23 protein-coding genes are annotated in these 24,064 nt (G+C 61.8%); 7 read left to right on the top strand and 16 right to left on the bottom strand.

Going from position 1 to position 24,064, the window contains the following annotated elements; all coding sequences use genetic code 11:
* Positions 1 to 61 precede the first annotated feature (61 nt).
* Positions 62 to 1,630, bottom strand: a complete 1,569-nt coding sequence (locus tag OUZ49_RS15920; protein ID WP_266151526.1) for a DHA2 family efflux MFS transporter permease subunit — start codon at positions 1,628 to 1,630, stop codon at positions 62 to 64.
* Between the two features lie 371 nt (positions 1,631 to 2,001).
* Here OUZ49_RS15920 and OUZ49_RS15915 point away from each other — a divergent pair, with 371 nt between their 5' ends.
* Positions 2,002 to 2,532: a MarR family winged helix-turn-helix transcriptional regulator gene (locus OUZ49_RS15915; RefSeq protein ID WP_266151525.1), complete on the top strand. Its 531-nt coding sequence runs from the start codon at positions 2,002 to 2,004 to the stop codon at positions 2,530 to 2,532.
* Between the two features lie 50 nt (positions 2,533 to 2,582).
* On the opposite strand, the gene OUZ49_RS15910 is transcribed toward OUZ49_RS15915, so the two are convergent.
* The 3 genes from OUZ49_RS15910 to OUZ49_RS15900 all read right to left on the bottom strand — a co-directional run bounded on the left by OUZ49_RS15910 (position 2,583) and on the right by OUZ49_RS15900 (position 5,131).
* The gene (locus OUZ49_RS15910; protein WP_266151524.1) at positions 2,583 to 3,383 is read right to left on the bottom strand and encodes a carbonic anhydrase; all 801 of its coding nucleotides are present in this window, start codon (positions 3,381 to 3,383) and stop codon (positions 2,583 to 2,585) included.
* 297 nt (positions 3,384 to 3,680) lie between these two features.
* On the bottom strand, positions 3,681 to 4,133 hold the full coding sequence (locus OUZ49_RS15905) for a VOC family protein (protein WP_266151523.1): 453 nt from the start codon (positions 4,131 to 4,133) through the stop codon (positions 3,681 to 3,683).
* A 233-nt stretch (positions 4,134 to 4,366) separates the two neighbouring features.
* Positions 4,367 to 5,131: an SDR family NAD(P)-dependent oxidoreductase gene (locus OUZ49_RS15900; protein WP_266151521.1), complete on the bottom strand. Its 765-nt coding sequence runs from the start codon at positions 5,129 to 5,131 to the stop codon at positions 4,367 to 4,369.
* 102 nt (positions 5,132 to 5,233) lie between these two features.
* Here OUZ49_RS15900 and OUZ49_RS15895 point away from each other — a divergent pair, with 102 nt between their 5' ends.
* The 3 genes from OUZ49_RS15895 (at position 5,234) to OUZ49_RS15885 (ending at position 7,924) form a co-directional block, all read left to right on the top strand.
* Positions 5,234 to 6,133 (top strand): LysR family transcriptional regulator, encoded by a 900-nt coding sequence (locus OUZ49_RS15895; RefSeq protein WP_266151519.1) that lies wholly within the window; start codon positions 5,234 to 5,236, stop codon positions 6,131 to 6,133.
* 240 nt (positions 6,134 to 6,373) lie between these two features.
* Positions 6,374 to 7,237 carry a c-type heme family protein gene (locus OUZ49_RS15890; RefSeq protein ID WP_266151518.1) on the top strand — a complete coding sequence of 288 codons (864 nt, stop codon included), beginning with the start codon at positions 6,374 to 6,376 and terminating at the stop codon, positions 7,235 to 7,237.
* Between the two features lie 3 nt (positions 7,238 to 7,240).
* The gene (locus OUZ49_RS15885; RefSeq protein ID WP_266151517.1) at positions 7,241 to 7,924 is read left to right on the top strand and encodes a toll/interleukin-1 receptor domain-containing protein; all 684 of its coding nucleotides are present in this window, start codon (positions 7,241 to 7,243) and stop codon (positions 7,922 to 7,924) included.
* 103 nt (positions 7,925 to 8,027) lie between these two features.
* On the opposite strand, the gene OUZ49_RS15880 is transcribed toward OUZ49_RS15885, so the two are convergent.
* The 7 genes from OUZ49_RS15880 to OUZ49_RS15850 all read right to left on the bottom strand — a co-directional run bounded on the left by OUZ49_RS15880 (position 8,028) and on the right by OUZ49_RS15850 (position 16,337).
* Positions 8,028 to 9,071 (bottom strand): Vgb family protein, encoded by a 1,044-nt coding sequence (locus OUZ49_RS15880; RefSeq protein WP_266151516.1) that lies wholly within the window; start codon positions 9,069 to 9,071, stop codon positions 8,028 to 8,030.
* 156 nt (positions 9,072 to 9,227) lie between these two features.
* Entirely contained in the window at positions 9,228 to 10,145 is a 918-nt protein-coding gene (locus OUZ49_RS15875; RefSeq protein WP_266151514.1) for a DUF5996 family protein, read from the bottom strand.
* 79 nt (positions 10,146 to 10,224) lie between these two features.
* Entirely contained in the window at positions 10,225 to 10,536 is a 312-nt protein-coding gene (locus OUZ49_RS15870) for a hypothetical protein (RefSeq protein ID WP_266151512.1), read from the bottom strand.
* Positions 10,537 to 10,766: 230 nt separating this feature from the next.
* Complete coding sequence (locus OUZ49_RS15865; RefSeq protein ID WP_266151511.1) at positions 10,767 to 11,372, bottom strand: hypothetical protein; 606 nt, start codon at positions 11,370 to 11,372, stop codon at positions 10,767 to 10,769.
* Positions 11,373 to 11,596: 224 nt separating this feature from the next.
* The gene (locus tag OUZ49_RS15860) at positions 11,597 to 13,879 is read right to left on the bottom strand and encodes a winged helix-turn-helix domain-containing protein (RefSeq protein ID WP_266151510.1); all 2,283 of its coding nucleotides are present in this window, start codon (positions 13,877 to 13,879) and stop codon (positions 11,597 to 11,599) included.
* 181 nt (positions 13,880 to 14,060) lie between these two features.
* Entirely contained in the window at positions 14,061 to 14,612 is a 552-nt protein-coding gene (locus tag OUZ49_RS15855; RefSeq protein ID WP_266151509.1) for a hypothetical protein, read from the bottom strand.
* A 594-nt stretch (positions 14,613 to 15,206) separates the two neighbouring features.
* Positions 15,207 to 16,337 (bottom strand): YncE family protein, encoded by a 1,131-nt coding sequence (locus tag OUZ49_RS15850; RefSeq protein WP_266151508.1) that lies wholly within the window; start codon positions 16,335 to 16,337, stop codon positions 15,207 to 15,209.
* A 418-nt stretch (positions 16,338 to 16,755) separates the two neighbouring features.
* Between OUZ49_RS15850 and OUZ49_RS15845 the strand changes: the two genes are divergently transcribed.
* Entirely contained in the window at positions 16,756 to 17,418 is a 663-nt protein-coding gene (locus OUZ49_RS15845) for a glutathione S-transferase family protein (protein WP_266151507.1), read from the top strand.
* 87 nt (positions 17,419 to 17,505) lie between these two features.
* Here the strand turns inward: OUZ49_RS15845 and OUZ49_RS15840 are convergent, their stop codons facing one another.
* Complete coding sequence (locus OUZ49_RS15840; RefSeq protein WP_266151506.1) at positions 17,506 to 18,198, bottom strand: DUF998 domain-containing protein; 693 nt, start codon at positions 18,196 to 18,198, stop codon at positions 17,506 to 17,508.
* A gap of 768 nt (positions 18,199 to 18,966) precedes the next feature.
* Positions 18,967 to 19,896, bottom strand: coding sequence for a LysR family transcriptional regulator (locus tag OUZ49_RS15835; RefSeq protein WP_266151505.1), 930 nt, complete (start codon positions 19,894 to 19,896; stop codon positions 18,967 to 18,969).
* 96 nt (positions 19,897 to 19,992) lie between these two features.
* On the opposite strand from OUZ49_RS15835, the gene OUZ49_RS15830 reads away from it, so the two are divergent.
* The gene (locus OUZ49_RS15830) at positions 19,993 to 20,580 is read left to right on the top strand and encodes a lipocalin-like domain-containing protein (RefSeq protein WP_266151504.1); all 588 of its coding nucleotides are present in this window, start codon (positions 19,993 to 19,995) and stop codon (positions 20,578 to 20,580) included.
* 106 nt (positions 20,581 to 20,686) lie between these two features.
* Here OUZ49_RS15830 and OUZ49_RS15825 read toward each other — a convergent pair whose 3' ends face one another.
* Both OUZ49_RS15825 and OUZ49_RS15820 read right to left on the bottom strand, forming a co-directional pair.
* Positions 20,687 to 21,376, bottom strand: a complete 690-nt coding sequence (locus tag OUZ49_RS15825; RefSeq protein ID WP_266151502.1) for a hypothetical protein — start codon at positions 21,374 to 21,376, stop codon at positions 20,687 to 20,689.
* 190 nt (positions 21,377 to 21,566) lie between these two features.
* Positions 21,567 to 22,139 (bottom strand): NMCC_0638 family (lipo)protein, encoded by a 573-nt coding sequence (locus OUZ49_RS15820; protein ID WP_266151501.1) that lies wholly within the window; start codon positions 22,137 to 22,139, stop codon positions 21,567 to 21,569.
* A 290-nt stretch (positions 22,140 to 22,429) separates the two neighbouring features.
* Between OUZ49_RS15820 and OUZ49_RS15815 the strand changes: the two genes are divergently transcribed.
* A complete protein-coding gene (locus OUZ49_RS15815; protein ID WP_266151500.1) occupies positions 22,430 to 22,738 on the top strand; it encodes a DUF2249 domain-containing protein in 309 nt (102 codons plus the stop codon).
* 137 nt (positions 22,739 to 22,875) lie between these two features.
* Here OUZ49_RS15815 and bla read toward each other — a convergent pair whose 3' ends face one another.
* Positions 22,876 to 23,757: a class A beta-lactamase gene (gene bla / locus OUZ49_RS15810; RefSeq protein ID WP_266151498.1), complete on the bottom strand. Its 882-nt coding sequence runs from the start codon at positions 23,755 to 23,757 to the stop codon at positions 22,876 to 22,878.
* Between the last annotated feature and the right edge of the window lie 307 nt (positions 23,758 to 24,064).

Raw genomic sequence — 24,064 nt, 5'->3', positions numbered from 1 at the left:
TGCGTGCGTAGCCAGGCAATCTGTCATTGCTCGCCCGGTCAACCGTTCTATTTGCGTGGCATCAATGGCCGCCTGCTGCTGCCGCTCCGGCTGCAGCGTCCTTACTTGGATGGGTGATCCAGATGAGCGGAATGATCAGGACGAAGATGATCGCGGACATCCAGAAGATGTCGTTCAAGCCAAGCATGGCCGCCTGCGCGCCCAGGCCGTGCTCGACGAAGGCAAGTGCATTGGATGCACCGACCTGCAGCGTCGACTGCGCCTGTGAGAGGGAATCCTTGAAGATCGCGTTGTAACTATTGGCCTGTTCGATCAGTCGTGCGTGATGCAGGATCGTGCGGTCATTCCAGCTGGTGGCCAGCAGCGAGGTGCCCACGGCGCCTGCAAAGATGCGCACGAAGTTCGATAAGCCTGCGGCGGAGGGGATCTTGTCCGGGGTCAATCCCGACAGGATGATCGCCGTCAACGGCACGAAGAACAGAGCCGTCGGAATACCCTGCAACAGGGTGGGCAGGATCAAGGTGAATTGATCCACCTCGGTGGTGTAATTCGAACGCAAGAAGAAGACGGCCGAAAAGCCGGCGAAGGCCATGGTCGCCAGGATGCGCGCATCGATCTTCTCCATCATCCTGCCCATCATCGGCGCCAGCATCACGGCGAAGACACCTAGTGGAGCAGTGACCAAGCCTGCGTCGACCGAGCGATAGCCGAGATACTCCTGGATCCATTGCGGCAGGATCACCAGGTTCGCGAAGAAGATGGCATAGGCGACGGAGATGGCTACGGTGCCGCCGAGAAAGTTGCGCTGGGCGAACAGGCGAAGATCGACGATCGGCTTCTCTGCGGTCAGCTCCCAGATCACGAAGAATGCAAAGGTGATCAGGGCGAACACGCCTAGCGCGCAGATCACTGGCGAGTTGAACCAGTCCAGATCCTTGCCCTTGTCGAGCATGATCTGCAGTGCAGCCACCCAGCCGATCAGGGAGATCAGTCCCACCGTGTCAATCGGCAAACGACGGGCAGGCGACTCGCGGTCGCGATAGATCGCCCACACCACGGCGGCAGCGAACAGGCCGACCGGCACGTTGATATAGAAGATCCACGACCAGCTGTAGCTATCGGTAATCCAGCCGCCCAGCGCCGGGCCAGCGATGGGACCGACCGTTGCCGTCATGGCCCACAACGACAGCGCGCTGCCACTTTTATGTTTTGGAAACGTGGTGAGCAGCAAGGCTTGCGACAACGGTACCAGTGGACCCGCAGCCAAGCCCTGCAGCACGCGGGCCGCCAGTAAGACCGGGAGGCTTGGCGCAATGCCGCACAACGCAGACGAGATCACGAACAGCAGGATCGCCCCGACGAATAGCTTGACCTGGCCAATACGCTGGGTGAGCCAGCCGGTCAGCGGGATGGCTACCGCGTTGGCGGCGGCGAACATGGTGATCACCCATGTACCTTCGTCAACCGAGACGCCCAGATCGCCCGACAGCGTCGGAATGGCGACATTGGCTATCGAGGAATCAAGCACGTTCATGAACGTGGCGAGCGCGACGGCGAAAGCGCCAAGGGCAAACCGGAAACCGGTCAATGGGGCCGGGACCGGTACAGCGGGGGATGTGGGTGCGTTCATGGAGGTCCGGTGCGCCGACGTAGGTGTCAATGCAACGCCTAGCGGCTCAGGCATCTGACAAGTCAGATATCTGGTCAAAGGAAGTGCTATCCGTTTGCCTCACCTGCGTTTCGGGGATCGCCATCGGGGCTCCCTTCGCGGGTCGAAGCATCAAAGGCCATCGTGGTGGCACGACCATTCGTGCCGGGGCTTGCTCGCCATATTTGTATGGCGGCAGACAATACTGTTAGGCGACATACAAGTCAACAGACCATGCTACAGCGCGCAGCGAACGCCTTATGTTGTTGTTTTTTAATGATTTAGACCTATCGCAAGAAATTGTCTTGTAACATACAATTCAGCTGCGAATAGTTTTGGCGGGAGAGAAAGCTGTGACAGACGACGATTCGACCAGCGAGCAGAACTTTCCCACCCCGTATCTGCGCGAGGCTTATCTGCGCCGGTTTCCGCTGGCCGCGGCCCAGCGCCTGGAAACCGTCTTCACGCTCAAACTGGTGGGCCAGCAAATCAACAACGTGTTGAACACGTGGCTGGAAGGCACGGCGGGTTCACCGGCGCGGTTCATGGCGCTGGCCGTGCTATGGGGTGCGGGCGGTCGCCCGGTTCCGCATCAGGAAATCATTGCGGCCTTGCAGGTCAAGCGCGCCACGGTGTCCGCCTTGATGTTCTCGCTTGAACAAGACGGCTTCGTGCAATCGATCGGCGATGAGAAAGACCGGCGCCGGTTGCTCGCGACGCTGACGGACAAGGGCAAACAAGTCATCACCAGCGCGATGGAGCTGAATGCACACAGGCTGGAGAAGGTCTTTGTCGACCTTTCGCCGGACGAGCTGGGCGTGATTCGAAGTCTGCTGCGACGTATGCGCGATGGCTTCGTCAAGGTTTCCAACGAAAAGGACTGACGCCTCGACGCGCCAGGCTCAGCTTTAGCTCACCCGCCCATCCGCGACGCTCATTCCGATTCGTTGTCGATCTCCCGTCCATTGGCCTTTTGCAGGGGTCGATGGTTGTCGGGGAAGATCCGCGTGAACGACGCGATCTGGTCGTTCGACATTTGAATGGGCTCCTTGAGCACGACCCAATGCACACCCTCCGTACAGGGTGGCGTGGTCAGCGACCCTGCGTAGACATAGGCCCGGTGATCGCGGGGAAGGATGGAGCCCACGTCGACCGCGATCGGCGGCGTGCTGCCCTTCGATGTCTCCTTGTCCGAGGCAGGAAGACTCTTGAGCACCGGCGCGAGGCTATCGTTTGGCTTGCCCAGCTTCACCACCACGCCGACCACGACGACGCGCTTCTTTGCATCCTCGTTGACGAAGTGGATTTCCAGCGGGAAACGCGTGCCGTCCGTGGTGTGCTCGCTCGGCGAATGAAAATGGAACTGGGCCAAGCGATACGTATCGCCATCGAAGACCACGGTGTCCTTGGCATCGCTGACATTGGCCTGGACCGTATGCCCATTGTTTACCAGGGCGACCGCACCCTTCTCATAGTCGATATGGAACTCTCCGGCCTTTCCGGATTTCGCATCACGTGACTCGAGATCAATAGGGGACTGGGCCTTGCCATGGCCACACGCGACGAAGCTCGGCGCCATCGCCGACCAATACGAGGGACCAGTTTTCCCCGCGTATGACCAGCGTGGCATCGATGCCCAGTCGTCCGATGAGAGCGGCAGCGCCAGCACGCTCACTGAGGCCACCATGACCACGATGGCGGTGAAACCAGCCAGGTGTCGCTTGGAGGTATGCATGATCGATCCCCACATGCAGCAGCGGCCACGCTGCGGCCCATGCCACGAGGCCGGCAAAAACCAGCCTGGCACCGCGATTTTCTCGCGCAGACCCTCGCGCTACCGTGAAGGGAGCTTTGACGTCCGCGTTCGATGGCGCATTCGGCCGGTCGATGCAGCCCGGCCACTGCCATGCGACTAGCCTTCGTCAGTCGCGAGGAAAAGCAGCGACGCTGCTGCACGCGATGGTTGAGCGCATCGGTTGCACGGGTGGCACGGCCGCCGTGATCGCGGTGATTCTGGCTTATAGGGACGTGCCTAGGGTTTCGGCTGCCACAGCTCGATCTTGTTGCCTTCCGGATCCAGAATCCATGCGAAGCGGCCGTTCGGGTCGCTGTCGTCGCGCTTCACAATGGTGACGCCTTTGGCATGCAGGCGCGCGAGCAAGGCGTCCATGTCATCGACCGCGTAGTTGATCATGAACGCACTGGTCGACGGCGCGAAGTAGTTCGTCGAGGCGGGGAATGCATTCCAGGCCAGCACCGGCGGATGTTTGGCTGCGTCGTAGCGTAGTGCCGCACCACCCCAGGCTTCCACCGGCAGCCCAAGCACGTCGCGATACCACGCGGCCAGCGCCTTCGGATCCTTCGCCTTGAAAAACACGCCGCCTACGCCGGTGATGTGTCCGGCCGCCGTGGGCTGCGCCGCCTCAGCCGGACAGGCGATCACGAGACATCCGAGGCATAACAGCAGGATCGACCTCAGCAACATGTGTTCGCTCCTTGTGCGAATGACGCGGCCCGCGACCACGTGCCGGCTCTATATAAGGCCGCGTGCCCGTCCGGGCTATAGGGCAATCGGCGTAGACGGCCTCGTACCCTATCGCCTTACCGATGACATGCATGTGCAGTTACCAGGACAACCCTGCTCTCCCCCTGGATCACTGCCAGCTGCTGTCAGGTGCGCCCTCGCGTTTGTTCGAAGGCACACGACAACGGCTGCAACTAGATGGACATGCCGCCCGACACTTCGATGCGCTGGGCATTGACCCATCGATGGTCCTCGGACAACAGCGAGGCGATCATCGGGCCGATGTCATCGGGCAGGCCAACACGCCCGAGTGCCGTCATGTCGCTGACACGCTTGTTGATCTCGGGATTGTCACGCACCATGCCGCCGCTGAAATCGGTGGCGATGGCGCCCGGGGCCACGGTGTTGACTGCAATCCGGCGCTCGCCCAGCTCCTTGGCGAGGTAGCGGGTCAGCACTTCAATCGCACCCTTCATCGAAGCGTAGGCACCGCTTGCCGGTATGGTGACGCGGGTCAAGCCAGAAGAGATATTGACGATGCGGCCGCCGTCGTTGATCAATGGAAGCAGCTTCTGCGTGAGAAAGAACACGCCCTTGAAGTGAACATGGTAGAGCGCGTCCAACTCTTCTTCGGTGGTGTGCTCGAAGGCCTGGTGATGCGACGTGCCCGCATTGTTGACGAGATAGTCGAAGTGCTCGCTGCCCAACTCGGCCAAGGCCACCCGCACGCCTGCCACGAAGCCGTCGAGTGCGCTGATATTGCCCGCATCGAGTTGCAGGGCGATGGCGCTCGCGCCCGCATCACGAGCGAGCGCGCTGACCTTGTCGGCTTCCGTGCGATTCGAGTGATAGGTGAAGATCGATGGGACGCCACGCCTGGCGAGGCTAAGGACGGTGCTGCGGCCGAGCCCGCGGCTGCCGCCAGTGACGAGGGCAATTTTCTGAGTCTGCATGTTCATGCCTGAAACCTGCGATGGGATGGGAGGTGGCGGCATCCTAGGCCTTGGTCACTTCCTCGATAATCCGGTATAAACCGAGCAGGCCGTGCGGTATGGCGAACAATGGACATCGACCTCAACGACCTTAAGGCCTTCGTTGCCGTGGCACGCGCCAAGGGCTTTCGTGACGGCGCGCGCGCCAGCGGTTACAGCGCTTCAGGGCTCAGTGAGTCCGTACGTCGGCTGGAAACCCAGCTCGGGGTCAGGCTGTTGCACCGGACCACCCGCAGCGTGATCGCGACCGAGGCGGGCCAGCGTCTGCTTGAACGTCTTGGACCGGCGCTGTCCGAAGTGGAAGCGGCGATCGACGTCGTCAACGGCTTTCGCGATACGCCGACCGGTACGTTGCGGCTCAATGTCCCCGTCAACGCGGCGCGCCTGGTGCTACCGGCCATCATTCCGCCCTTTCTTGCCGCGTATCCCGAGATCCAGGTGGACGTGATCGCCGAAGACAGCTTCGTCGACATCATCGCGGCCGGTTGCGATGCGGGCGTACGCTACGAAGAACGGTTGGAACAGGACATGATCGCCTTGCCGTTGGGACCGCGCAGCCAGCGGTTTGCGGCCGCCGCATCTCCGGCCTATCTCGCCCGTCACGGGCGGCCCGCACACCCGCAGGAACTCCTGAACCACGCCTGCCTGCGCAGTCGCTTCAGCAGCGGCGCAATGACCACGTGGGAGTTCGAGCGAGACGGCGAGCTGGTGCGGCTCGATCCCCCCGGCCGCCTGATCGTGCAGGCGGGTTCGGCCATCGAGCTTGCCATCGATGCGGCCATTGCCGGTACAGGCGTCATCTATCTGTTCGAGGATTGGCTGCGCCCCCACTTCGACAGCGGCGCTCTTGAGCCCATTCTTGAACCGTGGTGGCCACGCTTCACGGGACCCTTTCTTTACTATTCCGGCCGACGCCTGCTGCCTGCTCCCTTGCGTGCGTTCGTCGACTTCATCAAGTCCTCCCGCTAGCCGCCGACGAGGGCGAGCGCCCATGTCGTCAGCCCGGCCCTTGCGGATCGGACTCGGCTCGTTACGGTCGAGCACGGGAAATCATGCGAAAACCGCTCGGGTCCCCCGTCTGGCGCTTTGTGTCATGATTTCCCACGGCGGCATGAGTGGCGCGCTTGCAGGGCGCCACCGAGGTTCCAACAGCCATGAACACCGTCGGTGCCGGGCCAGTGGGCCGGCAATCCGACAAGGGGGTCGAGCGTGCTGCTGCGGATCAACCTGATACTGCTAGTCGCATTCGCGCTCGGCATGGTGGCGATCTCCCTGATCGTGACTTCGACGCTGCAGGAAAACGCGACGCGTGAAGTGCTCGCCCAGGCCGGCTTGATGTTGGACAGCGCTGCGGCGATCCGCTCCTACACCGAGACCGAGATCGACCCCTTACTCGACGACAAGATGGCCACTGCGTTCCGCCCGCAGAGCGTGCCGTTCTATGCCGCGACACAGAACTTCCTCACCCTGCACAAAGAACACCCCGACTACTCCTACAAGGAAGCCACGCTCAACCCGACCAATCCACGCGACCGCGCGACGGACTGGGAAGCGGATATCGTGCAGCGCTTCCGCAACGACACCACGACCAGGGAAGTAAGCGGGACGCGCGACACGCCGATGGGCAAAGCTCTTTATCTGGCGCGCCCGATCCGCGTCGATGCCGGCTGCCTGGGATGTCACAGTCTGCCGTCTGCAGCACCGGCAACCATGCTCGCACGCTATGGCAACGAGCATGGCTTTGGCTGGCAGCCCAACGAGGTCGTCGGCGCGCAAGTCATCTCGGTTCCCTTCGCCAGTGCGGAGGCGAATGCCGCACGCGTGCGACGCGAGGTGCTGACTGCCATCGCCGCGATGCTCGTCAGCGTCCTGCTGGTCGTCAACGCCTCGATCTATGTGCTGGTCATTCGCCCGGTACGCCGGATCGCGCGGATAGCCGACCAGGTGAGCCTCGGCGATACCGCAGCGGCGGACTTCCCGCGTGGCGGTGGGCCCGAGGTGGCGGCGTTGTCGGCCGCCTTCAACCGCATGCGCAAGAGCCTGGACAAGGCGCTGCAGATGCTGGGCGGCTGAGCCATGCCACACGACCTGTTCGTCAGCTACTCGCAACCGGATCGCGAAGCTGCGTTCGCGCTCGTGCAGCAACTGGAAGCGCGCGGCATCAAGGTATGGATCGCGCCGCGCGACGTATCCCCGGCCGCCGACTGGGCCGCCGAGATCATCGATGCGATTTCCAGTGCACGGCTCATGGTGCTGGTGTTCTCCGCCAGCAGCAACGACTCAGGCCAGGTACGCCGCGAGGTGGAACGGGCCGTGCACAAGCAGTTGCCGATCCTGCCGTTTCGGCTCGAGGACGTGCTGCCATCAAAGAGCCTGGAGTACTTTCTCAGCACGCAGCACTGGATGGATGCGTTCCCGCCACCACTCGAGCCGCACATCACACGCCTGTGCGATTACCTCGATACGACCCTCCGCGGGTACGCGGCCCACGACCTCCCCGCCGCACATCGGCCAGCGCGGGACACCAGGCCCGCCGATAACGCCGAACCGGCCGGCAGCGTCGATGCGGCGCACTTGCGCCTGCTCGAGGTCGAGCTCGCGAAGCACATCGGGCCGGTGGCCGCACACCTGGTACGTCGGGCCACCCAGGGTGGCGGCGACCTGGATGCTCTTGCGCGGCGCCTAGCACCCGAAATAGACAGCGAGCAGGAACGACGGATCTTCCTCGAGGCCTGCTGGCGGATCGGCAAAGGCAAATAGTGGGCGGGGCAACCGTTGTCCCCTGCTCTCCGCGCCAATGAGCCCCGCCATGCGTCAGCCCGTGGTTCAGCGACGAGATGCACAGCGGCACCACGTAGCGCCTTTACTTGCTGCCGGCATCGGACGCACGCGTTCGATACAGCAACACATGATCGGTACCCGACGCGGACAGCCAGACCTCTCCGCGGCGCCCCATCATCTGGCGCACGTTTGAGTTTGGGCGCGGTAGCGTGAATGCGTCGAAGCGCTCGGTTCCCGGGTCGAAGCGCACCAGCACGTTGGCGCTCCATTCGCTCAACCAGACGATGTCGTGGTCATCGACGAAGATCGCGTACGCGTGCGGATCGTGTCCTGGCAGTGGCCATTCACGCCATTGATGCGACGACGGGTTGAACATGGCGACCTTTCCTGCGGTCCACTCGCTGACCCAGACGCGCCCTTTCGAATCGGACCAAATACGTCGTGCTCCCTGGTTCGGTGTCGGCGGTTCGATGACCTGCGCCTTCCCGCTCGCCAGGTCGATGTGGCCGATGTAGCTGCCAGCCAGCGATGCGTAATAGAGGTTTCCATCGGGAGTCACGCAGATGCCATACGGCCCGCGTCCGCGCGGTGCATCGAAAACGCGCATCCGGCCGCTCGCCGGATCGAGTTCGCCGTAGATGCCGTTTTGCCCGGTAAACCACAGGTGCCCCCGCCGGTCGAAGACCGCCGTGTTGAGATTGGCGTTCGAGCGCTCCTGTGGCAACGGGAAGCGCGTGACGGCAAGCGTCTTGGGGTCGACTCGCACGATCGCGTTCTGGCCGCCGTCGGTAATCCAGGCCGCCTGATCTGGACCAACGATCACGCCGTGTGGCGCTGAGCCGTTGCCAAGCGGAACCCAGTCGGCCTTGCCACGACGAGGGTCCAGCCGCCCGACCGCACCGCGCGCCTGCGCCGTGTACCACACGGTGCCGTCAGCGGCGGGGGCGACGTCGTGCGGGCCGCTGCCCGCGGGCACCGCGAACGATTCGAAGGGAGGAGCTTGCTCCTGTGCCGAAGCCAAACTGGGCAGGCCAGCCACCAGGGCCACCACTGAAAGCGGCACCCACCAGGATGCAAACATCCTGCGTACCACCGTGACTGCTTGGGTTCCCGCAACTTCCAGCATGGCCTGTTCCCTCGCTAGGGACATGGTTCAACGCCTGCAGAGCGCTTTATTTTGGCACTTATTTGCAGCATGGGACGTGCCTGGCGAAAACCGTTATTGGCCGCGGTGACCGCTGCCCCGACCATGCAGCCAGGCGGCATGGGGCCCGGAAATCAGCTAATCGGGCCTTCCGCTGCCCATGAGATGCGGATCCCAGCGCGCGCATTCGGCACCGGCATGAAAGGCAGAGCGGAAAAACTGCAGCAGATCAGCATCCGGGTCTTTCGATTTGCGCAGCTCGTCATAGTCCAGGATGAACTCGCCCATGGCTGCATCCCAGTGCGCGCTCGCGGGGCTGACTTCGGCGTCTTCGATTCCCGCGGGCTGCGGATAGGTGAAGGAATAGAACGCCGGCCTGGGGTAAGCGGCACTGCCGGCCCACCACCCCATCTCGATGAGCTCTGCATTCATGGCATTGCGACGGATGTAGTCGGCGTTGGGAGCAGGTGCGGCGGGCTTGCCGTTAAAGAGTACATCGCGGATATCCAGCGTTCCCCACATGAGGCCGATCGGCTGCGTCTTACCCTGGAAGCCGCCCCTGAACATCTGCATCACCCGTTGCGTGCTCAGCAGGATTCGCCACCAGCGGTTAGCCATGGCCGGCTCATAGGCGCGCTGCTGTTGGTCCTGGTCGAAGCGCGTGGGGCTGGCGACTTCTTGCGGCATCAAGTTGATGGAGACATCGATGCCCACGTTTTGCAGAAGGTCGAAGAGCTGCTCCACAAACTCCGCCACCGACATCGACGCCAACTTGAAGCGCTTGGCGGCGCCCCAGCTGGTCACGCATGTCAGTTCGTGAGAGATCAGGTCAGCGCTGACTTCATACGCTCCGCCTGCGTAATCGATCGGCCCGGTCGTCAACCCGCGCGCGCTAATCCATAACGGCACGGCCGACCATTGCGGCTGAAACGGCGCCTTCAGCTTCAGCTTGCCGACCGCTTGCAGGCCCATGTGGAACAAATACTGGGTGCTGGCGAAGTCCGGGTAGGCAAGAGGGGGCCATGGATCGGGAAGGACATCGCTCCGCACTGGCATGGCAGCATCCTCATCTCAAACCGCTAATAGTCGACCGGCCAAGGTCCTCACCTGACGCATGGCCAGGTATTCACTGGCACTACGGCAGCCGGAACTTGCGCGTCGCGCGTAGCGGCCAGATCGACGTGAAACTCGTGCCGCCCGCCACGCGGAACGCGGCTGACATGCCATTCAGCGCGCCCAGTTCTTCCAGAACGTCTTTTGCGCGCCGAAACGAGAGTCGTGGGTCAGACGCGAGCATGAAAAGGTTGATCTCTTTCGGACTGACATCGTAGCCCTCCAGTTCGACCGCAGCGCCCAATGCCTCCTTCAACCTGCCCTCAATGACCGCGAGAAAGGCTTCGTCGGCCAGAGACTTGCGCCAGAACTTGATGACAAGCTGATATTCCATCTGGCGATTGTAAGCCCAATACCTCGTGCTGCGTCCCAAGCACCCCGGCGGGACTTGCTCCCGCGACCGCAGCACGACGCGGCTTCGCGGTCGCGCCTGATGCGGGCAACTCGGCGATCAGTGGGTGAAAACAACGCGGGAGCGGATCCGCAGTCCGAAAGCAACCTGCTTGCGCCTCGACCTGACGCCAGTCCCCGAGGCGTAGATGACCACGCGGGAATAACTCCCAGTTACCGTGACAACTCGCAGATCCAGTTCACTTCCCAATGCCTGCCACCATCGGGAGAAAACGATTGCTCCATGCGGGCCGCCTTTGGCGATATGTTGAGCCACATCCAGCGAACGAGAATCACGCGCCCTTTCCAGGCCTGGTGGTTGTAGAACTCGCCGCGATTGCCGTGGAATTCACCCACCACGGGAGCGTCCAGCTCGCCCTTGTCCAGGTCCAGGCCATAGATGCTCCATTGATGCGTGTCCGGGTTGTACATCCGCAAGGTCTGCGCCTTGATGTGCAGCTTCTTGTCCGGGCTGGTCACTTCGAACTGCTCGAAATTCGCGTTGGTATCGAGCAATTTGTGGTGATTGGAGATGCCGTCGTATTCGTCCCAGGCGGTGGAGTTGTTCAGACGATCGGGCAGGCGGCGAACATGGGCTTTCCAATCGCCGATCAGGAAATCGAAATCCCGGGACCCGTCACGTTGCGGCGCGGCGAATACCGCGGTTGGATCGGTTGGAGCATCGGCTGCCATCGTCGACGGCATGCTGCCGACCAACGATGCCGTCCCGACCAGCAAGCAGATGGCGAGCTTCGACGCTGTCGATATCGTTCGGTACACGCTGACCTCCTGTTGAGTTCATGCGATGGCGCAAAGACATCATGAGAAGCACGGGGCCTTGCTCAGGCTCGTGCCTGGAACACTTCGACCAGGGGGCGGCGTAGACCCGGTTCAACTTGCATCCGCCCCGCACGCGACGCTGGTTGGCGTGACCTTGGTGCAACGGCCTCAACGATCACCGGCCCCTTTTGAAGCCTGCGTGAGCAAGCGGTGCGAACGGCACGCTAGCTGGCGCTGGGATACTTCAGCAGCAGCGCCTTGAATCGAGGGTCGTCGCGCAACGGATCCCAGACCGGGTCCAGCCGCAGCAACGCGCTCGACATGATGCCGCCAGCAGGCAGGGACAGTACGCGTTCGATCAGGGCAATGGCCTGGTCCGGCTGGCCGACCAGGACATAGAGCTGCGCCTGGTGCTCGAGCATATCGACTCCGGTGAGGGCGTCCTCAGAGACCGGCATCAAGGCGACGGCGCGCTCGCCCTCGGTGACGGCCTCGGTTTTTCGGCCGAGTCCGGCATAGGCATAGCCCAGGGTGAGATGCAGGTCCGCATCGTCCGGCCGCTCGACGAGACCGGCGCGAGCACGCGTGGCAACCTCCGTATACGCTGCAGCCGCCTTGGCCGTATCTCCCGCCGCCTGCGAGGCCCAAGCCACAAACAGGATTCGGGGCAAGACGATATTGTCCGGATCGTCCCAGTTGTCTGCCTTGTCCGTCTCGGCCACCTTGGCGGCCCCGGCAAAATCGTGCGCCAGCTCGCGCTCGAAATAGATCGCCATGACATTGCCGGCGTAGGCTTCGCTGCCCGGCGTCAGCGTCGCCAGTTCGCTGCGCAGCGGCCCAGGATTGCCCTTCCACGTCACCTCGTTGAAGGCCCGCGCCATACGTTCGGCAAAAGGATTTCGACTCACGGCGAGGGCGGCGGCATAGGCCTGGTCGGCGTCAGCGTAGCGGCGCATGCTCTGATAGGTCACGCCGAGCTGGTTGAACGCGAATTCACTATGTGGATCAAGCACGGTGGCCGTGTGAAAGCGCGTTACCGCTTCGTCCCAGCGCCCCTGGCGCCGGGCAATCGCGGCGATCAGGAGTTCGACCGTGGCACTGTTGGGCAAGGCCTGCCGGGCCAGCTTCAACTGGGTGATGGCACCGGCGTAGTCGCGATGGCCCCAGTAGTCATACAGTCCCATTGCGTAATGCGCCTGACCCAGATTCGGCTGTAACGCCAGCGCACGATCGGCGGCAGTCTTCGCCTCGGCCAGCCGCGTGTTCGTGCGATCGGGCGCGAAGAAATACATCTGCATGTGCGCGCGCGCCAGCGCAGCCGCGGCCAGCGCGAAGTTCGGATCCCTGGCCAGTGCCTGTTGATACAGCGAGATTGCCTGCGGCAATTCGGACGATGTCAGCGTGGGATCATCGTAAGCGCGGTTCGCATGCGCGCTGGCCTGCAGGTAGAAATCGTAGGCTTCCGCATTCGAGGTCGGCACGCGGTCGATACGCGCGGTTTCCGCGGACGTCAGCTGCACCTTCAGCGCCTCCGCCACGTTCTGCGCGACCTCGCCTTCCACACTGAAGACGTTGTCCAACGTGCGCGTATAGGCTTTCGCCCAGAGATGGTTGCCGCTGGTCGCATCGATCAACTGCACATTGATCAGCACCTGGTCGCCGGCCCTTTGTACCGTGCCCTCGAGCAGCGTCGCCACATCCAGTTGCCGCGCGATGGTTCTGATGTCTTCCGGGTGGCTCGGGTACTTCTCGGTCGAGGTGCGCGAGATCACCTTGAGTCCGCCAATACCCACCAGCTGGGTCAGAATCATGTCCTGCATGCCACTGGCGAAATACGCGTTGTTCCGGTCTGTGCTGAGATTCTCGAACGGCAGCACCGCGATCGATTTGAGATCGATCGCCGACACCGTGTCTGCAGGGTGACGTGCGAACTGGTGCCAGCCCAGCAAGATGGCCGCCACCACCAGCAAGCCCGAGGCCACGGCAGCGAGTCGTCCACCGAACCAAGCTGTCTTGCCGGGTCGCTCGGGCGTTGCCGCACTCGCTGGCGGCGCGGTCGATGCGGCCGGTGGCGCGGCAACATCGCTGGCGAGGATCGGTACGAAGGCAGCTTTCCTGGCTGGCAATACCCTGCCCGCCGTCAACTGCTCACGCGACGCGGCGGATCGCACCTGGGCATCGAGGCGAAAGCCAACGCCATGCACGGTATGCAGATAGTGGCTTTCCTCACCGCTCTCCCCGAGCGCGTGGCGCAACATCGCGATGACGCGACTGAGTACGCCAGGGGTCACGTGGGTATGTCCCCACACCACGTCGAGAATCTCGTCGCGACTCAAGACGCGGCCGGGTTCGCGCGCCAACAGGACGAGGACAGCGAACGCCTTGCGCTCGAGCCCAACCTCTTCGCCATTGACGAACAGGCGATGGCCCTGGGTGTCGATCTCGACCGCACCGAACGCAATCCACGCAGCAGAGGCAGGCTCTGCAGCCATTTGTCCGACCTCCATGACCTCTCCTGTCACCGTTCAGGTTACTCCAAGTCTGTCGCAGCCACGGTGTGGCTCGAGTGTGGATTCCGTTGTTGGCTGAACAACATTTCGGTGCCATCCGGATCAGGCGCTGGCGCAGCCATCATCAAAAGCGGGCACTCCAGCTCGCCAGCCTGAGGCTCCTCCAGCACCACGACGCCTACCTGCTGGGCGCAACCGTGCCGTCGGACCATTTGCCGGCGGGAATCATGAACACGTTTACCGGTTCAGGGGAGCCATGAAACTGTGGATTCAGCATGATCGGGGACCCTGCCTGGTCGGCACCCCAGTCCACGTTTGTGGCCGTATAAAACATCAGGTGTGGAATCCAGTGACCCGCCCGGTCGTCCAGAAACGCTTGCTTGGACATCATGTAAGACATGGCTCCCGACTCCAGTGGCGGCAGTTGCCTGGCGGCAAGCGCGGCCTCGATGTCGGCTTTGATGGCCTCTCTGGATTGCCCGGCCAGCACCAGGGCGGTTCTTTTATAGGTCATGGGCAGGATCGATCTCGCCGCCGCCGGATTGAAGCAGATGGGCCCACGTAATTTTGGATTCCAGAACTGGGGCGCATCGAATGGCGACATCCAGGCTCGCTCGACGGCGCACACAAAGCCGTTCTTGCCCTCGACGGCGGTTACATAGCCATGCGCTTCGAGCACCAGGACGGTGGCAGCATCGGAAATCGCCGCAGGCGCAGCGCTGCGCGCCAAGGCTATTTCCTCGGCACGGTCAGCCATCAGGTATTCGGTCAGCGATGCCATGCGTGGGTAACCTGGTCGCGGTGGTTGATCCGCCGCAACGGCGCTGGCCACCACCGCGGCAAGCATGCAAATCGCGACCAAGCAACTGAAACGTTTGATTTTTCTCTTCATTTCCTGGTTCCCTTGGGCGATTCGCGTGCAAGGTGTTTGAGGCGCGCCCGCCCCAGGGGGCCTGACGCCACGCCTGGCCCATCAAAGGCCTTCCATCTGAACGACGAATCTGGGACTCGCAAATCGACATCCGCCCCCGGCTGGGCTGGCGTCAGATGACGGGATGCGGGGCTGGTGGACTGGATACGGCCCGGTTGGAAGCATGGACGTCTGTTCCCCAACAGCGGCAATGGCCGTCCTGCATGCTTAATCTCATTTCCCCGCGCGCTCGGCCGCTTCAGGAAACCGGGAAAATCGACCCGTTTCTGTCTTGAACGCGCCATCTCCGGGACGGACGCGATGCCGTCCGGTCCCGGGCTGACTCCAACAGGCATGGAACCAGCGGGCCGCCGTGCCTGACTTGCTGGCACGGCGGCACCGGGATGTTTACTCCTACTGCCCGGTCGGTACGAGCGTGACGACGAGGTCGTTGGGGACATCGTCGATTGCCGCATAGTTGAATGGTGCATTTTGAGGCGACAGTACCGTCGCCACGCCGAAGGCGCCGCCTTGTGAAGCGTCGACGTTCACTTCGCCGACGTAGTGACCGGCGCGCGTGAACTCCACGATTTCACTGGGATGCAAGGGATCGCCGTTGACCGCGTCACCATTGGCGGTGAGCAGATGCCCGTTCGGGGCAAAGGTCAGCGCCAGGGGGCCGCGTAAATGGGGATTCACAAAAACCACGCGGCCTTGCGTCACAGCCGTCTTGCGCGCGCCCGCGTTGGGTACCGCGAAGATCGCATTGTCTGCGGTCGAGGCGACGAACAGCGTGTCCGAGGATTCGTCGTATGCGAGCCCCGTTGGCCCCAAGACCAGCGCCGACGAATTGGGTTGATGGGAATAGCCGATGGCGATCTGCACCTTCTTGGTGACCACGAGCCCCGAGCCGCCAACCGTGACATCCAATCGCGACACCGTCCCGCTGAGCACGTTGGAGACAAAGATCTGCGCATGGTTGCCTTGATCGTTGATGGCCAGATCCCATGGGCTATCCAGGTACGTGCTGTCGGACAGCGTAGTCACCAGGTGGCCATGGCCATCAATGACCTGGAGCGCTCCCTGCGAAATCGTGCCTATCGTGCCGTCGGTGGTAGGCACGTTGCCAACGACGACAAAACCGCGGCTCAGCACACCCAGTGCCGTGGTCAGACCCTGGTAGTGGCTCAGGAAGAACGTCGTGGCGTTACCGGGCGTGCCTGCGACGACACCGGGCGCCAGGTCACCCGTGGGCGTGAATTTGATGATGGTCGTTCCCGTGCCCTGCAGGTTATTGATGTTGTTGAAATTCGACACCAGCACGTCACCGGGTGCGATGGATCCGCCGCGTGGGAAGTTCTGCGGCACGAAGGCCACGCCGTATGGGTTCAAGTCGCCGTTGGCCGGGATCGTCGACGTCGTGATGCTGGGCGGCAGGAAAGCATCCTGCGCATCCGCGGCTTGCGCCATATTGATGGAGTAAAGGCATAGGTACGCGAGCCCGATCGTGGAGCTGCGGGCCATCTTTCGAAGATTCACGCTCATGGTTGTCTCCTGTCTCAGTCGGGGACACCAGGACCTGTCCATTCCCCTGAGTGCGCGGTCCGGGTGAAGGTCATGCCGAAGCGCCATCCAACGGTGGGTCGGACGGCGGAGATGTGCACTGCCAAAGGTGATTCCCCCCACCTTGCGCAATGGTTGATCGGCTAGCGGGCGTGATTTAGACGGCGTTCATCCGATTGGACGTGTCGCGCGTCCCTTCAAGCTGGCCGCAGGCGAATCGCTGCTGCATGGCTGCGCACATGGAGACGATCCAGATGACTGCCATCGGTCGAGCGCCGTATTTGCGCAATCGTCGTAATATGTTTCGGTATCGCTTGCACCCACCATGGCGCCTGCCTCATCGCTCGGCCTGTACGCGATCCATGGGTCAGGCAAGGGCGAGCACGCGTGGAGATCCCGTATGGCTGAGCTGATCCTCACCACCTTTGACTGGGTTCCCGAGACACCGCGGGGCTATGTGCGTGACCTGCGTGTGCGCTGGGCACTGGAAGAAGCCGGCTTGCCTTATCGCGTCGAAAGCGTGCCATTTACTCCCCGGAATGCAGAGCACTTCGCGCACCAGCCCTTCGGCCAGGTGCCGTGGTTGACCGATGGAGACATCTCGATCTTCGAAAGCGGCGCGATCCTGCTTCATTTGGGCCATCGTGGTGACACGCTACTGCCCGCCGATCCGCGCGGCCGCAGCAAGGCTGTTGAATGGCTGTTTGCGGCGCTCAATTCCGTTGAAATGGCGGGCCTGCCCTGGGCCATCTTCGCGTTCTCGGGTTACGTCGGGGAAACGCCGGAATGGAAGCGCCTGGATGAATTTCTCAAGGGCCGGCTGACGCATCTGGAACCCATCCTGGCAGGGCGCGAATGGCTGGCCGGAACCTTCTCGGTCGCCGACATAGCGATGGCGGACGTGCTGCGCCTTGTCGATCGCTTCGACGGATTGGCGACACATCCCGCCTGTCGTGACTATGTCGCGCGCGCCATAGGCCGCCCGTCCTTCGTGAAAGCGCACGCAGACCAGTTGGCGCATTTTGCTGCAGCGGACCTAAGCCATTCCGACGAGAAAAGCTGACAGCCCCGGATCCATCCTCCTCTATGAAGGACCCCTATCAGGGTCGCCCATCAGCCACTTTCGGTGGTGATCTTTCGCTCACCCGTGCTAGTCCGTTGCCGGCAAGGCGTTCTGTGCAGTGTCTTCCGAGATGATGCGGCTTTTCACCAACATCAGGCTGATGCCAGCAAGCCAAAGACACCACGTGAAAAATAGCGAGCGTTGAACGATGCCGTAGACAGGCCGTTCAAACTGCCAAAGCCAACTGTGCAAATCGAGCACACTCAGATTCGCAATGATCGAAACCCACAAGAGCGCGCCCATCGTCCACGAGAACGGCACGAGTCCGCGTATCGACTTTTCGCGACGCCACGTGAGCGCTAGAACCCAAGGAGCCTGATAGCCGACGAATTCCGATAGTCCGAACACGCCATGCAGCGGATGCGGATAGGCAAATACGCCGACACCAACCGACGAAATGGCCATGAATCCGGTCAGATAAGCCGCCACCGACGATCGTCCAAGCTTGCGCGAAGCGTCCCGAAGACCCCATGCAAACAGCAACACGCAGATCGCAACGACGCAGAGCGTGGCCGTGAAAGGGACCCTGGCTGGGGACCCCACCTGTCCAATCTCGCTTACGGTCTGCCTGATCGAGTCATAACCCGGAACCGCGAACGGGAGCAACACGAAGCCGCACCACAATACGAGCGCTGCCACCAGACCGAAGAAAAGTCGGAGGCGGAGCGAAACATACGATTTTCTTCCAAGCTTATGTGCGTCACTCATTGAATAGGACATCGATGCAAGCCTCCTCTTATAGAAAACCGCACGGCCCGAAGTAAGTCCGGTCGCTGCCTTTTCGCATCAGTCGAACTTGGTGCCCGCTCCAGTTTACGACCTGGATTCGTTGGTCAGGATCTATGCTTACATTCGCTACTTCGAGGTGTGCGCGTCATGGCGAGCCATAGCAAGAACTTTCTTGGCAGGGTTGCCATGTCCGCCAGGGGTCGGAAGCAGACGCTTTGACTGTCACGAAGCTGCCCCCGATCCTAGCGTAATCTGCCTTCTGGGCTGGCCAAATGTCCGCCAGAGTCCCCTGCTGCGCCTCCAGCGCTTCGCCCCATTCAGCATCCCACTGAACGATGGCATCTGGCTGATCGAGGCGATGGGGCCGACAAGATCCCTTGCCGTCGTCGCCAAGCGCAAGCCCTGTGCAGAAACCGGGCGAAGCAATCTTCGGGACGGAAGGCCAGGGTCACCCGACCGGATGATCGGGGCATGGAAGAAGCTAGCGACCGTCGGGCCCTGAATCTCTCGAACGCGAGAAAGTAGTCGCGTAGGACCGGCGGCATGCCGAGCCCGAGGTTGGCTACCCTGCGCGCCGACATCTCAAAGGTTGCGGACTCTCCTGACGCGCACTCATGGCAAGCATCACGGACCATGGTCGGGCCATGCCTATCGGGTTCGACCTCAGATGATGGTCATCGCGGAATTTCTGGAGCTGGCAACGTCCGCAGAGTGTTGCGGCGACCCACTGAAGCCGGAGTCGACAGCGGACCCCTCAGATCATGGCTCCCGCTTGAATGCCGACGCGAAGCCGTTCTGGCCCTTGATCGCAAGCCGCTGGGAAAACTCTGCCTGAAGGAAATCGACGAAGCGGCGTACGCGTAGCGGCTGAAACACGCTGGGGTGATACATCGCGTGGATGGGAGAGGGAGCGGACCAGGCCGGCGCATGGACGAGCTGCAGCCGGCCAGCGCTTACATCCGCCGTGACTGCCCAAAGCTGCCGGTACGCAAATCCGCGTCCCAATACAGCCCAGGTGCGTATCACCTCACTGTCAGTGCACTCGTGATATCGCCGCACGCGTACGACATCCGCGCCGAGTTGCCACTCATTTCTGGGTCCCGCATGGGTGGTCAATACCAGGGTGGGCAGCTCGGCGAGTTCCTCGGGTTGTGCTGGCATGCCATGGATCTCGATGCATGCGGGCGATGCGCACACCACACGCCAGCTATCGGCAAGGTGGCGCGCGACGAGATCGCTGTTCTCCAAAGGACCAACGCGGATGGCGACGTCGACATCGTCGGGCACGAAGCGCGAGAGCGAATCCGACAGCGTCAGCACAACGCGCACGTCGGGGTGAAGCTCCATGAAGCCGTTGAGGATATGGACCAGCAGGTTGCGCCCAAGATCCGACGGCGCCGACACCCGCAGCGTCCCACTGACCGCGTCGGTGCCGCTGCGCACCGCGCGCTCAGCCTCCTTCATGGTTTCGATGGCGACCCGGCAGGAGGCGATGTAGATGCGTCCCTCATCCGTCAGGCGCAATTGACGCGTCGTGCGCTCGAACAGCCGTGCCCCAAGCATCGTCTCCACGCGTTGCACGCAGGCGCTGGCCGCAGCAGGTGAAAGCCCGGCTCGACGCCCGGCCGCCGAGAGGCTGCCGAGGTCGGCCACGTCGACTAGAAGCTGCATGTCGCTGAAGCGGTTCATGAGTCCCGGTCCTGGCGCGTAGGGCTTGAGCTGGATCATCTTCAAATAGCATTTGAAGGTCAATAAACATGGAGGCCCATTATCAAAACCAAACCCATGAGCGAGTATCCGATCCACCGCTCCACCGAAGGTGTCGCCATGTCATTCGCCAAACGCCTGCTCGTTTCCTGCCTCTTCGTCGCCGCAGCCGCATCACCGATCCTGGCCGCCCAGGACGCCATGAAGCCTGGCGAAAGCGCCAGCCACGGCATGGTTCCCAAGGAACTGGTCGGCGCGTGGACGCTGGTCCGTTGCGACAACGTCTATCCCGATGGCCACCGCGTGGAGCTCTACGGCCCCAACCCCACGGGCATGTGGCTTATCGACGCGCAGGGCGACTACATGATGCAGATCGTGCGCGCGAAGCGCATGCCATTTGCAGCCAACGACAAATCCAAGGGCACGCCTGAGGAGTATCGGGCCGCTTCGATGGACAGCAATGCCCACTACGGTCACGTGAGCGCCGACGCCAATGTCATGCGCAGCGAAATCGTGCACGCGTCGTTCCCCAACTGGGACGGCCGGATCGGCGACTCGCATTACACCATCCATGGCGACGAGCTGACCTATATCGTCGCCAAGCCATCGAGTGGCGCGGCTGAAGGCGCCCATGGCGAAGTCGTGTGGCGTCGCGTCCACTCATAGAAGCGCATGTTGGCGTAGCGGCGGCGATCGCATGGCGACGCGCCGGGAAAAGGCAGTTTCCCGGATATGGCGGATATCCTCTCGGGATGGGAATCTTACGTTCCCATCAATACCGAAAGTTGACCTGAGCCTGCGTCGTCGAAGGTGCTATCCAAAGCGTAGAACCGACGGTCCATCCCGACTCAAGAACCCTCATTCCGCAGTGCAGGACAGCCGGACGATAAGGGTTTTCATGGCTCGGTACGCAGATCAGATTGCGCACGCCGGATTCGTCCTTCTTTTGCAGCGGCGCAGTCGATAGCATGACCAGGTCACCCCAGACCTCCTGGGCCGAGTAGGCCTTCTTCTCATCGGGTGAGGGGTGCCGCCACTCCGCCAGTTCCAAAATCCGACCCCGGTCGTCTACACCGGAAACCACGATTGACCTGAACGACCAATTGCAACGTCCTGGGGCACGTCCATCGAGAGGAACAAGCGTCGCATAGTGGGTACCTTTCCAGCTCAGATCGAGCGGCACGTCCGCGTAATAGGCGCCACGCACGCCTTCAAGCCAATTCATATTGACAGAGCAGTCGGGATTTCTTGCGACCCAGCGCATCGCCATTCTTATCCGAAAGGCGGGATCGGCTTCGCCCGTCAGTAGAAGGGTTTGAATGGCGGACGGATTCGCCGCCGGGTAGTCATGATCGACCGGAGACTTCATCGCGTCATATGCGGTGGCACAAGAACACATCGCTGCGGGAAAGAAGACCAACGTGGCCAGTTTGATGACCTTCCCAAACAACCTACGCGCCATCAGACACCACTCCATTCCGCGAAGTCTCACTTTTGATGGATTCCATTGGAAAAACCTGGCGATGAGGTGCCCCATCCGGGTCGGCATCGGATCTTTCGCTGGGGGTCAGCTGCTAGGCCATCGCCAAGCTCCACTGACAGACAGAAGCGGACGTTGATCGAGACGACGTGGGCCATAGTTGGACGACGCATCAGCTTGACCGATGTGTAAGCGTGATTTGAAGCGCTCCTTGATATGGCCCACCCGGTTTCTCATGGGTGATCAGAGTGAGCAGTAGCTGAGACTTGCTGTCTGGACCATCAACCAGCCGCACTTTGCCGGTGGCCGTACCGTAAGGACCCGGCTGTGCCTTGTCCGGAAGCGGGGTCGTCACGGAAAACTCTTTGGCGTAGCCCGCGATCAACATGCTGTAGATCTGGCCTAGTGCCGCTGGATCGAGTGGCTCCGCATAAACGGCGCAACCACCTGTCTTACTGCGGATAGCCAAAACCAGTTCGGTGTTGTCGTCGTGAATATGCCACGCGATGCCATTCGGCCCGTCGCCGACGAAGACGGCGCGGCCCTTGGGGTTGCTAACCTCTGGAAGATGATGCTCAGCCGCCCACGCACGGATACGTTCGGGATGGGCCAGGTTGTCGGCACGGCAGACCTGCATGAACAAGTGTCCCGCGGCGTTTGCAGCGGGATCGGCAGACGCCGCTTGGCTACAAAACAACAGCGCCAATGCGGCTGGTCCCATCCAGAAAGCCTTGGACATTTGCATGGAATCCCCTGATCCAACTACCTGAAAAACGGACATCGAACCTGCCGCGCAAGCGTTCGCCATGGTTCGAAAGCAAGCCTGAAAACGTGCCAGCAACACCCGCGGATCAGCAGCCGCCAAGTCCTTATCGGGTTCGGACCGGCGCCGCGCTCGAGGCTGACCGGGATCCGCATCAATCTGCACGATCCCAACGGCCCGCCTGATGATTGTGCTGACTTAAGTCAGGGACATCGAGCAAGCCGGTAGCGTACGTTGAAACTCCCGTAGTCAACAGGCCTTACCGTACCGCTATGTCCATAGACACCCCCCTCGAAGCCAACATTCATAGCTTTGACGCCCGAGGCGTGGCTCGCCGCTTTCGCCATGCGGCAATATTTGGCGCCCTTGACGCCTTGCATCCTGGCGAAACCATGCGCTTCTTCAACGACCACAATCCACTGCCGCTTCTTGCCCAACTGCGCGACCGTTTCGGCGACAACCTGACGTTCAACTATCGGCAGACCCATCCCGATCTGACTGTCATCGACATCAGCCTTGTTGACTCGTCCAAGGCACGAGACAAGCATGCGCATGGTGACTGTTGCGGCAGCTGCGGCTAAAAAGCTGACGCTCGTGGATCCGCCGAACATGGTTTTCGGCGGATTCCCTTGGGCGCGTTGATCGATAGCCACAGCCTCACCAGTGGCTCGCCTTACGATGCCTGCTTCGGGTCGGAGGCGCATGCTTCCAGCTATTGTCAGGCCGCGAAATCGCGGCCGATAACCCGACCGACGTCCGCCAGGACTTGGTCTCGGTCATTTACCTCCATAGCAGGATTGAAGTAGTAGGCAGCGATGAGAAGCGGCCTTCGACCCGTCGGCCAGACCACGGCAACATCGTTCGTTGAGCCATCACCACCCCGACCCGGCTTGTCTCCGCCCCGCCATGCCTTGGGAAGCCCTGCCCTGATCATGCTCAGGCCGTTGGTCGTATTGCAGAGCCAGTCGGTAAGCAGTTCGCGGGACTGCCTTGTTAAAACCTCCCCGAAAAGCGTCTTTTCGACGTCGTGGAGCATGGCGTTCGGCGATGTCGTATCAAGCGGGCCGTCTGGACTCACCGTGTTCAATACGGGCTCGACTCGATCGAGTCGAGTGACTATGTCGCCTATGTCCCGCAAGAAAGCGTTGAGGCCACTGGGACCACCAAGGCTCGTGAGCAATAGGTTTCCTGCCGTATTGTCACTTACCGTGATGGCTGCCTGGCACAGCTCAGCTACGGTCATCCCTTCTCCAGTGGCATGCAGGCTGGTGACAGGGGCATGTGCAAGCAGCGACTCGCGCCCGTATATGACGCGACGATCAAGCGCCTCCTTGCCCTCATCCACTCGCCTGAGAACCGCAGCGACGGCCAGCGGCTTGAACGTGCTGCACATCAGGAATCGATCATCCGCCCGATAACCCGATCGTCCCCCGGTCTCCATGTCATAAACCGCCACGCCGAGCGTGCCGCCGAATTGATGTTCCAAGGCAGCGATCTTGCTCGGTTTGACTGGACTGGTCTTTGCCAATGAGGTCAGCGGCAGCGACGCCAAAGCCGCCAAGCCCAGGGCAGTTCCCTTCAATACGTTACGGCGATGCATCCACTTGCTCCTTGGCCTCTTTGTGGGCCGCAATAAGGTCTGCCCAGGGTCCGCAGCAGACCTACTGCAGCTGGCGGTAGTCCACTCGGTAAATCATGCCCTTGGGCATGTTCAGCGTAATAACAGTGCCGTCGCATTCGAAGCGATGCATCCCGGCAGCGACGGGCACTGCCGTGCCATACCCACCAGTCCAAGCTGCGCCGTCAAACCGTGGCGGCTGGCACGTCCTGGCCGGTCCGTCGTAAATGACGAAGTAGGGCTGTCCGTCTGCTGAGGTTCCTGCCGGACCTGCTGAAAACGACCTCGA

Origin of the sequence: Dyella halodurans (assembly GCF_026283925.1) — a bacterium.
Classification (GTDB): domain Bacteria; phylum Pseudomonadota; class Gammaproteobacteria; order Xanthomonadales; family Rhodanobacteraceae; genus Dyella; species Dyella halodurans.
Note: the sequence above shows the minus strand (reverse complement) of the source record. Positions and strands in the feature narration are given on the sequence as shown.